General features: G+C 49.0%; 14 protein-coding genes. All 14 read left to right on the top strand.

Going from position 1 to position 12675, the window contains the following annotated elements:
* The first annotated feature begins 120 nt into the window (after positions 1 to 120).
* Positions 121 to 2079: an ATP-dependent helicase ComFA gene (locus tag DFP95_RS17295; RefSeq protein WP_115993906.1), complete on the top strand. Its 1959-nt coding sequence runs from the start codon at positions 121 to 123 to the stop codon at positions 2077 to 2079.
* A 169-nt stretch (positions 2080 to 2248) separates the two neighbouring features.
* Complete coding sequence (locus tag DFP95_RS17290; RefSeq protein ID WP_147304180.1) at positions 2249 to 3010, top strand: ComFC family protein; 762 nt, start codon at positions 2249 to 2251, stop codon at positions 3008 to 3010.
* Positions 3011 to 3134: 124 nt separating this feature from the next.
* On the top strand, positions 3135 to 4322 hold the full coding sequence (locus DFP95_RS17285; RefSeq protein ID WP_115993904.1) for an acyltransferase: 1188 nt from the start codon (positions 3135 to 3137) through the stop codon (positions 4320 to 4322).
* 84 nt (positions 4323 to 4406) lie between these two features.
* Positions 4407 to 4820, top strand: a complete 414-nt coding sequence (locus tag DFP95_RS17280; protein WP_181907483.1) for a flagellar protein — start codon at positions 4407 to 4409, stop codon at positions 4818 to 4820.
* 181 nt (positions 4821 to 5001) lie between these two features.
* On the top strand, positions 5002 to 5268 hold the full coding sequence (gene flgM, locus DFP95_RS17275) for a flagellar biosynthesis anti-sigma factor FlgM (protein WP_115993903.1): 267 nt from the start codon (positions 5002 to 5004) through the stop codon (positions 5266 to 5268).
* 33 nt (positions 5269 to 5301) lie between these two features.
* Positions 5302 to 5805 (top strand): flagellar protein FlgN, encoded by a 504-nt coding sequence (locus DFP95_RS17270; RefSeq protein ID WP_115993902.1) that lies wholly within the window; start codon positions 5302 to 5304, stop codon positions 5803 to 5805.
* A gap of 36 nt (positions 5806 to 5841) precedes the next feature.
* Entirely contained in the window at positions 5842 to 7401 is a 1560-nt protein-coding gene (flgK, locus tag DFP95_RS17265) for a flagellar hook-associated protein FlgK (protein WP_115993901.1), read from the top strand.
* 32 nt (positions 7402 to 7433) lie between these two features.
* Entirely contained in the window at positions 7434 to 8357 is a 924-nt protein-coding gene (gene flgL, locus DFP95_RS17260) for a flagellar hook-associated protein FlgL (RefSeq protein ID WP_115993900.1), read from the top strand.
* A gap of 27 nt (positions 8358 to 8384) precedes the next feature.
* Positions 8385 to 8951 carry a DUF6470 family protein gene (locus DFP95_RS17255; RefSeq protein WP_115993899.1) on the top strand — a complete coding sequence of 189 codons (567 nt, stop codon included), beginning with the start codon at positions 8385 to 8387 and terminating at the stop codon, positions 8949 to 8951.
* Positions 8952 to 9034: 83 nt separating this feature from the next.
* Positions 9035 to 9469 carry a flagellar assembly protein FliW gene (gene fliW, locus DFP95_RS17250; RefSeq protein WP_115993898.1) on the top strand — a complete coding sequence of 145 codons (435 nt, stop codon included), beginning with the start codon at positions 9035 to 9037 and terminating at the stop codon, positions 9467 to 9469.
* 14 nt (positions 9470 to 9483) lie between these two features.
* On the top strand, positions 9484 to 9723 hold the full coding sequence (gene csrA / locus DFP95_RS17245) for a carbon storage regulator CsrA (protein WP_115993897.1): 240 nt from the start codon (positions 9484 to 9486) through the stop codon (positions 9721 to 9723).
* Positions 9724 to 9858: 135 nt separating this feature from the next.
* Positions 9859 to 10626 (top strand): flagellin N-terminal helical domain-containing protein, encoded by a 768-nt coding sequence (locus DFP95_RS17240; protein ID WP_115993896.1) that lies wholly within the window; start codon positions 9859 to 9861, stop codon positions 10624 to 10626.
* A gap of 120 nt (positions 10627 to 10746) precedes the next feature.
* Positions 10747 to 11142, top strand: a complete 396-nt coding sequence (locus tag DFP95_RS17235; RefSeq protein WP_115993895.1) for a flagellar protein FlaG — start codon at positions 10747 to 10749, stop codon at positions 11140 to 11142.
* 22 nt (positions 11143 to 11164) lie between these two features.
* Complete coding sequence (gene fliD / locus DFP95_RS17230; protein ID WP_115993894.1) at positions 11165 to 12673, top strand: flagellar filament capping protein FliD; 1509 nt, start codon at positions 11165 to 11167, stop codon at positions 12671 to 12673.
* Positions 12674 to 12675 lie beyond the last annotated feature (2 nt).

Genomic DNA, 12675 nt, shown 5'->3' with positions numbered 1-12675 from the left:
ACATTTGTCATATACTTGCGATATCAGAAAAGAGTTGGGAATCCGGGTGAAGCACACTTTCGGACGCCGTTATGGCGATCGGGGTGTGTTTTTTTGTTGTTCGAAGAAGGGGGCGATAGGATGAAAGTCGTGCTTTATGCGGTGAATGAGGGGACGAGCTATCGGGCCTTGTTCACGATTGCTTGGGAAGCGGACCAATTCTATTGGAGTAATAGAGAGGTTCATATGATACGTATCAGAGAAATAATTCCTCTGGGAGTAGCGGAAAGAGTGTGTCGAGTGCTGGAGAAGCGTTGGAGTGGGGAGGATCTAGGGGTTAAAGGTGACACGCCACGCAGGGATTGGGCAGATGATTTCCGTAGTATCGTTCACGAGGTATGGGCGGCGGAAGTGCGAGAGAATGGCTTGACCTTTGAAATGGTAAAAGAGGTTGGGCGGAGTTTAAAGGTGCAAGCCTTGGACAGGTTGCCGCAACTGGCACGAATGGTTGCTTCGCTGTTGGAGGGGCGCTCGCTGCTCCTCGAGGAAGCCGTCCAATTGCTGGACGGCCTCCTGCCGGCGGAGTATCCCGCCGCCATGCACCGCGCCGCGCTGCAGCTCGCGGCGCTCACGGGGGCCATGCAGCTGACCGCTGCCGTGGCCCCCAATCCAGTCGCTCCGCCGCTGCGCGGACTCCGCGCTTGGGCCGAGCGGCTGCGCGCCGCTTGCCTGCCGGGGCTCGCGGCTTCGCGGCGCGGCCCCGAGGTACTGGCTTGCCGGCGTTGCGGCGGCAAGGACAAGCTGCGGCGCACGCATTGCGCCGCCTGCGGGCAAGCCTGCGCATACTGCGAGGCTTGCCTGACGATGGGCCGCAGCCGGGAGTGCGGCCTGCTTATCGTAGGCGTCCCGAAGTCTTCGGGGACGCCTGATCAACAATCCCTACCTGTCCCTTTAAGCCCGTTTCCGACGCTGACTAACCTGCGCCCCACAAGCCTCGCAGACCGCTGGGGACTCAGCCCCGCCCAGAGCGAAGCGGCAGAGGCTGCTTTAAGCTTCATATTGTCGCCGCACGACAATACCGTGCACACCCGGAGCCGCTCCTTCCTGTTATGGGCCGTAACTGGAGCGGGTAAAACGGAAATGATTTTTCCGCTGCTCGAAGCGGTGTTAACTCGCGGCGGTCGGGCTCTCGTGGCCACTCCGCGCAAAGACGTGGTGCTCGAGCTGGCGCCGAGGCTGGCAAAGGCATTTCCCGATTACGGAAGCTCCGTCTTATACGGCGGAAGCTCCGACCGGTGGGAGAACCGGCCACTCACTCTGGCAACGACCCATCAATTGCTTCGGTTCCAAGAAGCTTTTGATCTTGTCATCATAGACGAGTTGGATGCTTTTCCGTTCCATAACGATCCAATGCTCCATTACGCGGCAGAGAAATGCCAAAAAACTTCGGGAACCACGATCCTCCTGAGCGCGACCCCACCGAAAAAAATGCAACAAGCTGTCGCAAAAGGAAAATTACCCTGCGCGCGAGTTCCCGCGAGATTCCACCGTCACCCTTTGCCGGAGCCCCGACGTCTTGAGTTGCCGTTAATATCGGGTCTGTTGCGCAAACAAGTCCTTCCGGCAAAGTTTTCGATATCTCTTAAGCATTCGATCGGAAGGGGGGCGCAGATCTTTCTGTTCGTCCCTTATGTTCGGCAAGTTGATCCATTCGTCAACCTGCTTCGCGATAAAGCTGCGGATCTGGGCATCTCCCCAGAAATCATAGCGGGAACTTCGTCCAAGGACGGGGACAGATCCGACAAAGTGGTTTCTTTCCGGCAGAAGAACACTCAAGTGCTCGTGACGACCACCATATTGGAGCGCGGCGTAACGATTCCCAAGAGCGACGTTTATATTCTTGACGCGAATAATCCCTTGTTCGACGAGGCTTCGCTAGTTCAGATGGCCGGAAGAGCCGGAAGATCCGGTGCCGACCCTGCAGGGTTCGTATTTTACGGCGCGCCGACGTGGACGAACGCTCAGAGAAACTCTATAAGGCAGATTCGCAGAATGAACTCGATAGCGAGACGTAAGGGTTACCTGCATGCCAATGCCTAATCCTCTTCAGTTTTTATTTTTTTATGCGCATGGAGTAGGAACATCGACTTATCCCTATTCTCTGAATATGCTCTATCACTGATTCAACGTTGAAAATCCCACCGTTCTCTCTGCTGAAATCGAAACTTAATAGTATCCATCCTCGTCTTATGATAGGTGGTAGTTAAATATGCCCATCAACTTCCGTTCGTGGTTTGCGCCGAGTGAGGCGGCTTGTCCGGTATGCGGACGCAATGCCGTGAATTCAAGCTCTGCCATTCCGGTTCGACACCCGACGCCGCGCCGAATCTTGTCTTCCCTTTGCGCCTCTTGTTTGAGATCGATCCCTTGGATCGTTCATCCGTTATGCCGGATATGCGGCAGAATGGAACGATGCGAGGATTGCGTCAGAAGGAAGGCGAGGAATTACGCGCTTAGCCGTTGCGCGGTTCGTTACGACAATACGATGAAGGATTGGCTGGCCCTCTATAAATATCGTGGAAACGAACAACTGGAGTCCGTATTGGCTGCCGTACTCGCTTTCGCATACGAACGGCTTACAGGAACTGTGACAACTGGTTTCCAAATCATAACCGCAGTTCCGATAGCGCCGGAAAGAATGCGGGACAGAGGATTTAACCAAGCGGAACGGCTTGCTCGAAGGTTGGCCGAATGGTACGGCCTTGACTATGAGACTTTGCTCTTTCGTTTACGTCACACCGAGAAACAAAGCCTCAAAAGCCGCCGGAGCCGGGTGGTCGACATGAGAGGCAACTTCGCGGCCGAATCCTCGGGATTATTTTCGACGAGCGTCGCTTCTACGGGGATTCTTCTTATCGACGACATCTATACCACCGGAAGTACGCTGGACGAGTGTGCTCGTGTTTTGAGGGAGTCGTTCCATATGGAGAACAGACCCGATGTTTATGGACTTTTATGGGCGCGTTCGTAGAAAAATCAGTAACAGATGACAAACGATTCTACTATTCGACGAGATTCTCGCTGTGCTATGATTAAGAGACTTGTCTGCTCGCAGTTATAAAATGAAATCGGTGAAGCACCGGTGGGAGGCCCTCATGGAACGTCGCGCGAAATTAACGGAAATCGACATAGTACGGGGCATCGCCATTCTAGGCGTGTTAATGGTTCACTCCACCTCGTTCGCAACGGTGGACATGAAGGAAACGAGCCTGTACGGCGTCTATAATTTCCTGAATATATTCTCGAAAATAGGAACGACGTCGTTTATCCTTCTCAGTAGCTTCGTGCTGTTCTACAACTATTATCCGCAGCCGTTAACGGTACAACGCTTCAAGAAATTTTATCGTAATCGGTTGTTGTACATCGTAGTGCCGTACATGATCTTTTCCACGATTTATTTTGCGTTGCGTTGGTACCAGAACGGCTTCGCGTGGGAGCTATCCCGAATGTGGCCGAGTTACTGGGACAAAATTCTGCACGGTCAGGCGTATACTCACCTCTATTTTGTGTTTATAAGTATTCAGCTATACTTGATGTTTCCGATTTTACTTTATCTCTTCAAGCGCTTCCGCTGGTTGGCGGCTACCGCCGTTATCGTCGGAGTCGGTTTACAGTGGGCATTTTTCTTGTACAACAGAGAGTACTGGCAGGTTACAAATCGAGGAAGTTGGTCACCGACTTACTTCGGTCAATATTTTCTCGGGGCGTGGCTCGGTATTTATTTCGACAAGATTAAAGCTTGGCTCATTATCGCCAAGGATACGATCACAAAAACAAAAATCGTGCTTTGGATCGCTCTTTGGTCCGCGTGGCTGGCTTCGGGCATCGCTTATGTAAGGATTTTCTACAATCAGAGAATGTATCAGACGGTATACCACAATGCGCTATATGACGGCTTATGGGACATCTATACGATGCTGACGCCTCTGGTTCTGATACAGATTGCTTTCCTGATCGGCGGCCGCATGAATAGCTCCTTCTGGGTCGGAAGGCTTCGTCATTTAGGTGTCGTATCGTTCGGCGTTTACTTGTTCCATCCCCTTATCTTGCTCGTCTACCGCAAATTTCCGTTGGATGGCGGAGGCACGATGGTCTACCATGCTTGGTATGCGGGCGGATTCTTATGCGCTTTGCTCATATCTTGGGTCGTCGTTACGTTGATAAGCAGAATGACCGGTTGGTCCTGGCTATTGTTCGGAAGCGTACCCGCACAGCTAGAGGCGGCAGTTCCGCGGAAACCATCGAAGGAAGCTCCGGTCTCATCTCCGTCCGCATCGGCGTAAACAAATCGATGGCGATAATTTCAAATATTTAGTACAATGCATGTATATTAGTCGATTGATGTCGGAAGTCGAGGAGATGATTAAGTGAATTTAACCTACTGTCCGAGATGCGAGAAATTGTTCGACAAGAACTTCCGCGACGTTTGCAATAATTGTCATCAGTTGTTAGAAAAAGATTACGAGAGAACCGTGGATCATTTGCGTTCGAACAAAGGGCTGGATATCCAAAAGCTCTCCGAAGATATGGAGATTAGCATTAAGCAGATTACCAGATGGATTCGAGAAGGCCGGATATCTTTGGTCAACGCACCGAATATGTCCTATCCATGCGAATCCTGCGGGATGCTTATTCGGGAAGGCCACATCTGCGATTCTTGCAAGAAGCGCTTGCAACGCGACGTAAAGAACGCCAGCTCCACGGGGATGCTCCAACATAACCCGGATGACCGGAACAGAGGCGCTTACCGGATCGGCGATCGTCTTCATGACAGGAAATAATCGCAACTCTAAACATTTCATAAACATTGACCGATAATAGGGGTAGACATTATCGGTTTTTTTATTTCGATCAGAAGGCATAAGTCTTTGAATCCCTTATTCTCGTCTGATCGCTCGATACAAACGCGTTCTGCCGTTTTTTATGATGGTGAAACCGTTTTACTTGATTGGGGTGATACTCGTGAAAATTAATGATACTCAACGCATCGGTGCCTACCGCACTTATCAGCAGCAATCGGAAGCGCGCACGAACCAATCTACCGGCAAACGCCGCTTGGACGAGGTTCAATTTTCCGCAGAGGCGATGGAACTGCTTGGCGCTCAACGCGCGGACGATCCGAATCGGGCTCAACGCATCGAGAGCTTGAAGAACGAAGTTCGCTCGGGCACGTATGAAGTCGATTCGGGCAAGCTGGCCGAACGATTGCTGCCTTTCGTTAGGGAATAGACGATCGCTATTTTACAGGCAGAAGGTGACTGCATGGGATTTCATAAATTATGCGAGGCCTTGGAGACTTTGCTTCTGCAGCATGAGCAGATGATCGCTTTCGCGCTGCGGAAGAAAGAAGCCTTGGTCGCGAACGAAGTCGATTTGTTGACCGAAATCGTGAACAAGGAAGCTAGGTTGTTGAAGTTAATCGTCGAGACGGAGAATACTCGCGTCGGAGCTGTTAACGATTTCCTCAAGGAACAGAACCTGACTCCTACACCTTCCTTCAAGGTCGTCACGATGATCCGTATGATCACGATCGCGGAAGACAAGTTGAGATTGACGGAGCTGGCTGACAGATTAAGTACCGCGGTGGAGCGCTTGAGAGCGCTTAACGATCTGAACATGAAATTAACGCAGCAATCGATCGAATTCAATGACTTCTCCTTGGATCTATTAGCCGGCGCTTACGACGATCAGGATTACGTTTATAAACGTCCATCGGATTCGTCAAATGCGCAGCATAAGCTTAAACTCTTCGATTCGAAAGTATAGAACGTACATTCAAAAGACGAAATGGGGAAGAGAGTTATGAGATCAACCTTCCACGGGTTGGAGACGGCTAAACGCAGTTTGTTCACGCAACAGGCCGCCCTCCAGACGACGGGACACAACGTAGCGAACGCGAACACGGCGGGATATTCCCGGCAGACCGTTAATATGGTCGCAACCAGGCCGATGGAAGCGATAGGAATGAACCGCTCGACGGATAAAGGCCAGTTGGGAACCGGCGTCGAATTCACCTCCATTACGCGTATTAGGGAGAAGTTCCTGGACACGCAATTCCGCAATGAAAACAAGACGAATGGCAATTGGGCCGTTCAAGCCGATACCCTGCAGAAGCTGGAGACGATCGTGAATGAACCTTCGAATACGGGACTTCGAGCCGTCATGGATAACTTCTGGAAGTCATGGCACGATCTAAGCGAGAATCCTGAAGATATCACCGCTAGAAAATTGGTTCGCGAGACCGCCAAAGCGGTTACGGATGCCTTCAACCAAACTGGCCGGCAGTTGGACGAGCTGAGCGCCGACATTACCGAGAATATCGGAGTTAAGGCAAGCCAGATCAATACTTCTCTCGATACCATCTCCAACTTGAATCTTCAAATTCGAAGAATAGAAGCATTAGGCGATAACGCGAACGATCTGCGCGATCAACGCGATCTTCTGATGGATGGTTTATCGAAAGTCATCAATGTAACCAGCACGGAGACGGCCGACGGCGGATACCAGGTTAACATGGGCGGAGTAAACCTGATCACAGACGATGCGTTCACTCCGGTCACCGTGGAGAGCTTGCAAGCGGGAGTCGCTTCGGGAGATCTGAACGGCGGCGAAGCTTACGGGATGATCGTATCCCGCGATCAATACGTGGCCAACTATCAGCAACAGCTTAATACGTTAGTAAACGGGATGGCAAACGGAGATATTCAGGTTACGATTCCCGCAGGATCCGTTCTGCCGGATGGAACCGTGTTGAATGACGTGACGTATTCCGGTGCCGCAAGAACGCTTGCTACCGATCTGACGGTTACCGTGAAGGGTCTTAACGGACTGCATCAATTGGGGTACACGATGATGGATCCTCCGAAGGCAGGTGGAGCTTTCTTCGTATCCCAAGACGGAGGACCTTTAACCGCGGGAAACATTCAATTGAGCGCTGATATTATCGAGGATGCCGGCAACATTGCTTCTTCCATGCGTACATCGGGGACGCCGGAAACCATCGTCAAAGGAAATAAAGATTTGGCAATGTTGATTGCCCAGTTCAGCGAAATGAAAATCGATTTTTCTTCCGTTTCCACGGGGGCGGCAACCGCGCAAGGAACGGTCAACGATTTCTTCCGTTCCGTCGTCGGTCAACTCGGGGTCGAGGCGGAAGAAGCCAATAGGCAAGAGGGCAACTCTAGAATCGTAGTCGACCAGGTAGACGCTCGTCGCCAATCCGTAAGCGGCGTTTCGTTGGATGAAGAGATGAGCAACATGATTAAATTCCAGCATGCTTACAACGCGGCTGCCAGATTCATGACAACGATCGACGAAACCTTAGATAAAGTAATCAACGGCATGGGACTAGTAGGCAGATAATATAGCATTTCTCGAATGAGAGGGTGATCGAGTTGGTAGGACGCGTTACGCAAGGGAGCATAACAAACCAACTGTTGCGCAATATCAATAAGAATCTAGGCCAGATGCAGGGCCTTCAAGAGCAGCTTTCGACGGGGATGAAGATCAATCGTCCTTCCGACGATCCCGTAGGAATCACCTATTCGCTTCGTTACCGCAGCGATCTTTCTCTTAACGACCGCTACCAAACGAACGTGGATTCCGCGACGTCTTGGTTGGATTTTAACGATACTCTGCTTTCCCAAGTCAGCGACATCGGCAAACGTATTAAGGAGTTGGCTGTTAATGGCTCTAACGGAACGAACCCGCAGGTTGCGTTAGACAATATCGCAGGCGAGATGAAGCAGTTGAAGGAACAACTGGTCGATATCTCGAATAGCCAATTCAAAGGGAAATACGTTTTTAATGGTCAATTTACGGATAAAATATCGTACGATCCTAGCGTAAACCCTGCGAACGTAATTACCGATACGGGCGATCTTGATTATGCGATTAATACCGGGATACAATTAACGGTAAATCTAACGGGTAACAATGTATTCGGGTTTCCACCTACGGGAGTCCCTGCTCCGAAGAATGAAGACGATAATCTGTTCCATGTCATCGACCAGATGGTCGCCAGTTTGGAGTCTGGTAACTATTCCGGCGTTTCTGATCAGATCTCCGCGTTGGACTCCAGAATGGACAAAGTTCTGACGCAGCAAGCGGAAGTCGGAGCGCGCGTTAACCGCGTCGAATTGATGCAACAAAGATTGAAGGATCTAAACGTAAATCTCGAAACACTTCAGTCCAAGACGGAAGACGCGGATATCGAGGATTTAATTATTAAGTCCAAAGTAAACGAGAGCGTCTATCAAGCTTCGCTTTCCGTCGGGGCAAAAGTCATCTCTCCGACGCTCGTAGATTTCTTAAGGTAGTATAGTCAAGAGCGAGGTGCAGGGCAGATGGTGCCGTTCATATCCATACAGTCCCAAAGGGGCTTGATCGGAATCGAATCCGAACGGGGTCGATATGATATTCGGAGGCCCAAGCCCGAGTTGCAGGTGCAGTCTATCAAGGCAGTAGTGACGGCTACCAATCGACCGGGGAATCTCCAGATCGACCAAACGCTAACCAACAATGCGTTAACCGGCGGCAAACCGGAAGTGTTCTGGAACCGAATTTACTCCCAGTACAAACAGATCGCGCAGCAGAATATTCAACAGATCGTGGAGAAAGGGAATCGGATGGGAAATATCGCTCGTCGCGATAATCCGATTCCGGAACTTGCTCTGAATGATTTCGTTGAAGGCGCACCGGATCTTCAGGTATTCGGATTCGCGTCGCCTACCAATATCGAGTTCCAATATACGCCGAACGACGTCAATCTCCAAGTCGATAGAGGGCGTTTGAATATCGACGTTCAAGTTCACCGGCCGGAAATTAATTTCGAACGCGGCAACGTAAACATCTATATGCAACAATATCCCAAAGTAACGATTACGCCTCCGAAAATCGATATAACTGCATAACGGCTTTTGTTTTCTATCGAGCTGTAGGCGAGTACTTTGCGCTTATAGCTTTTCTAATTTCGACAGGGTGGGGGCAATTAACAATGGTTAGCGGGAATGAAATCGGAAATAATGTAGTAGCGGAGACGGTTGTTATCGTATTCGAAGAAGGTATTCCCGGATTTGAGCATTGCAAACGTTTTGAGTTCGGCGAAGTTGAGGAGGCTGCTCCTTTCGGAACTTTGCGTTCTTTGGATGACGAGGAAATAAGCTTCTTGGTCGTAGATCCCTTTTTATTTTACGAGGAATACGAATTCGATCTACCGGAGACGGCTACCGGGGAACTGCGTTTAGAGTCCGCCGAGCCCCTATTGATTAGAGCGATCGTAACATTGCGGGAAGAGCTAGAATCGGCAACTATTAATTTAGTCGCGCCCATAGCGATTAATATCGAGAATAAACTAGGTAAACAAATCATCCTTTCCAATACTCCGTTTTCAACGCGGCATCAATTATTCGAATCAAACGCAGATAAGTAGAAGGAGGTATACCTATGCTCGTACTATCGCGGAAGAAAGGACAATCCGTCATTATTCAGGATAATATCGAGATCACTGTTTTGGAGATTGAGGGAGACGTTATCAAGCTGGGTATCGCCGCCCCCAAGGAACTACAGATCCTGCGAAAAGAACTGCTTGTCTCGGTACAAGAATCGAACCGAGACGCCGCCGTCCAAAAGGTGGATATTCAAACTCTATCCGATCAACTGAAAAAAATAAAAAAGAATTTATAAAAGCCTATAAACCTTCTCGGTCCGATTACCGATAAATATTTTAGAACCTGAATATAGGGCGGCCGACCTATTATTACGGGTAATGGAGATTCGCAAGGATGCGATTCTCACCAACATTCAAGGAGGAATATTATTATGCGTATTAACCACAACATTATCGCGGTGAACACTCACCGCAACATGACGCTGAACAACTCTGCAACTGGTAAGAACATGGAGAAACTGGCTTCCGGTCTCCGTATCAACCGTGCAGCTGACGATGCAGCAGGCTTGGCAGTATCCGAAAAAATGCGCGGTCAAATCCGCGGTCTTGAGCAAGCTCAACGTAACGTTCAAGACGGTATCTCTTTCGTTCAAACAGCTGAGGGCGCAATGAACGAAGTTAGCTCCATGTTGACTCGTATGAAAGAATTGAACGTTCAAGAGTTGAACGGCACATATTCTTCTACTGACAAAGCTAACATCAACGAAGAGTTGACTGCTCTTGGCGCTCAGATCGACAAGATCATGACTGATACTACATTTAACGGCATCAACATCACTGCAGGCGCATCCATTCAATCGAATGACAGCGCGCAAGTTATTTCAATCGGCTCGATTGCAACAACAGGTTTCGTTGGTTTGACAGCTACTTCTTCTCTTGGAGCAGTTGAAACGGCTATCGAAAACGTTGCTACGCAACGTGCTAAACTCGGAGCTCTTCAAAACCGTTTGGAGTACACTTCCAACAACTTGGGCACTACGGTTGAGAACCTTACGGCTGCTGAATCCCGTATTCGCGATACGGACATGGCTAGTGAAATGGTTGCTCTATCGAAGAACCAAATCTTGCTTCAATCTTCCCAAGCGATGCTTGCGCAAGCAAACTCCGCTCCGCAAGGCGTACTTTCCTTGCTTCGTTAATTTTAACGAAAAAAGGCTTCGGGTTCTCCCGAGGCCTTTTTCTTTTTTAAAAAACTAAATAAAGCGACGGATGAAGTCGATATATATACTAGAGCGTTATATATGGAACGGAGTGAGAGAATGAACTTGCAGAACGTGTCAAGCGCGTCTTCGACGCCCATTCAGAATCCTTCAGTAAAAGTAAGCGCGGAAGTAGAAACTTTGAAATTGCAACAAAACTCCAGCTCGCAGTCGCTTCGTACGGGGAAACAACTAGATACTGCGGAAAAGCAAGGAATGAAGATTTCCATCGGGGAAGAGCAGTTGATCAAAGCCGTAGATCGCGCCATCAAATCACTGGAGGGTCCTACGACAACCTTTGAAGTGAAAGTACACGAACAAACGAAAGCGGTAATGGTTAAAGTATTTAATAAAGAAACGGGTGAACTGATCCGTGAAATACCTCCGGAGAAAACACTTGATCTTGTCGTGAAAATGATGGAGTTTGCCGGAATATTAGTAGATGAGAAGGTATAAATGGAAGGGGAGATAATAAGCAATGGTGACCAGAATATCAGGACTTGTCTCTGGAATGGATATCGATTCGCTCGTGAAGGATTTAATGAAGGCAAAGAGAGCGCCCCTAGATAAGCTTACCCAGCAGAAAACCACGTTAGAATGGCAAAGGGAACAGTATCGTGACATTAATGCTAAGCTCGTTGATTTCCGTAATAACAAACTATTCAGTTATGGCTTGGAAGGGACGATTAACGCTAAGTCAATCAGCGTCGCCGGAAATACCTCCGCCGTGAGCGTAAAGGCGAATGCGAATGCAGTTGCGGGAAACATGTCTATCGAGGTTACAAAACTCGCGGCAGGTGCGACTTGGAAGTCCGCCCCCGGGACTGGACTTGGGAAGGTCGATTTGAATACCAAACTCAAGGATATCGGCGGAAGCTTTAATTATACAGCGGTAGGCGGCAAGATCACGATACAGACCGGCAGTAGCTCAATTGTATTGGACGAGAATACGGATACATTAGCCACCATGGTATCAAAGTTGAATAATAGCAAAGATGCTAACGTTAACGTTTTTCTTGATAGTCAGACGGGAGAAATGTCGATAACATCCAAGACGACCGGAACTGCGAGCGCAATTAACGTATCGTCGGATATTCTGAATAACTTCGGAATGGTTGGAACGGCCGGTAACGATGCAGAACTGAAGATTAACGGTATAGCGACCACTCGTTCAAGCAACAAGTTCGTTGAGAATGGCTTGGATATTACTTTGAATTCCGCTTCGGCAGGTTCGGCAACGCAGTTAACGATTGCTTCGAATACGGACAAGATTATGGAAACGGTGAAGTCCTTCGTTAAAGATTATAACGAAATCCTCGAATTAGTTAATAAAAAGCTCGGAGAAGAGAAGTTCCGTACCTATACTCCATTATCCAGCGAGCAAAAGAAAGAAATGTCGGATGACGAGATTACTTTATGGGAATCCAAGGCGAGAAGCGGGTTGCTGCGCAACGACTCGACGTTCACGTCAATGATCAGCAGTTTCAGGCTTGCCGCGATAACGGATGTTAACGTGAACGGAACGAATGTGAATTTGACTAGTTTAGGGATCAACACGGGGGACTACACCCAACGTGGGAAATTGGTTATCGATGAGGCTAAGCTGCGCGAGGCAATCGAAGCGAATCCGGATCAGGTCATTGGATTTTTCACTAATAAAACAACCGAGGGCACGGTATCGCCAGCGGCATCCGCGACAAACGCCAATAACGGTCTATTTAGCCGTATTGCAAACATTACTTTGACCTCGGTGCAAGAGTTAGCAACAAAAGCAGGTACATCTAGAGTGAGTACAGCAAACGATGCTGCTTTTAATGCGAATAGCCGGATAGGCGAACAACTAAGACTACTGGATATTCGTATGTCGGACATGAATAGACGCTTAACCTTGGCTGAAGACCAATATTATAAGAAGTTTACGGCGATGGAAACGGCGATGAACCGTTATAATGCTCAATCGACTAGTTTGTTTAGCAATAATTCCTAATG

Source organism: Cohnella lupini (genome assembly GCF_003386205.1).
Taxonomy (GTDB): domain Bacteria; phylum Bacillota; class Bacilli; order Paenibacillales; family Paenibacillaceae; genus Cohnella; species Cohnella lupini.
This window is presented reverse-complemented; position numbering and strand designations above follow the sequence as displayed.

Excerpts from the sequence above, each read along its gene's own strand:
- DFP95_RS17295 (WP_115993906.1), top strand. The coding sequence starts at position 121 with ATGAAAGTCGTGCTTTATGCGGTGAATGAGGGGACGAGCTATCGGGCC.
- DFP95_RS17290 (WP_147304180.1), top strand. The coding sequence starts at position 2,249 with ATGCCCATCAACTTCCGTTCGTGGTTTGCGCCGAGTGAGGCGGCTTGT.
- DFP95_RS17285 (WP_115993904.1), top strand. The coding sequence starts at position 3,135 with ATGGAACGTCGCGCGAAATTAACGGAAATCGACATAGTACGGGGCATC.
- DFP95_RS17270 (WP_115993902.1), top strand. The coding sequence starts at position 5,302 with ATGGGATTTCATAAATTATGCGAGGCCTTGGAGACTTTGCTTCTGCAG.
- flgK (WP_115993901.1), top strand. The coding sequence starts at position 5,842 with ATGAGATCAACCTTCCACGGGTTGGAGACGGCTAAACGCAGTTTGTTC.
- DFP95_RS17255 (WP_115993899.1), top strand. The coding sequence starts at position 8,385 with ATGGTGCCGTTCATATCCATACAGTCCCAAAGGGGCTTGATCGGAATC.
- fliW (WP_115993898.1), top strand. The coding sequence starts at position 9,035 with ATGGTTAGCGGGAATGAAATCGGAAATAATGTAGTAGCGGAGACGGTT.
- csrA (WP_115993897.1), top strand. The coding sequence starts at position 9,484 with ATGCTCGTACTATCGCGGAAGAAAGGACAATCCGTCATTATTCAGGAT.
- DFP95_RS17240 (WP_115993896.1), top strand. The coding sequence starts at position 9,859 with ATGCGTATTAACCACAACATTATCGCGGTGAACACTCACCGCAACATG.
- DFP95_RS17235 (WP_115993895.1), top strand. The coding sequence starts at position 10,747 with ATGAACTTGCAGAACGTGTCAAGCGCGTCTTCGACGCCCATTCAGAAT.
- fliD (WP_115993894.1), top strand. The coding sequence starts at position 11,165 with ATGGTGACCAGAATATCAGGACTTGTCTCTGGAATGGATATCGATTCG.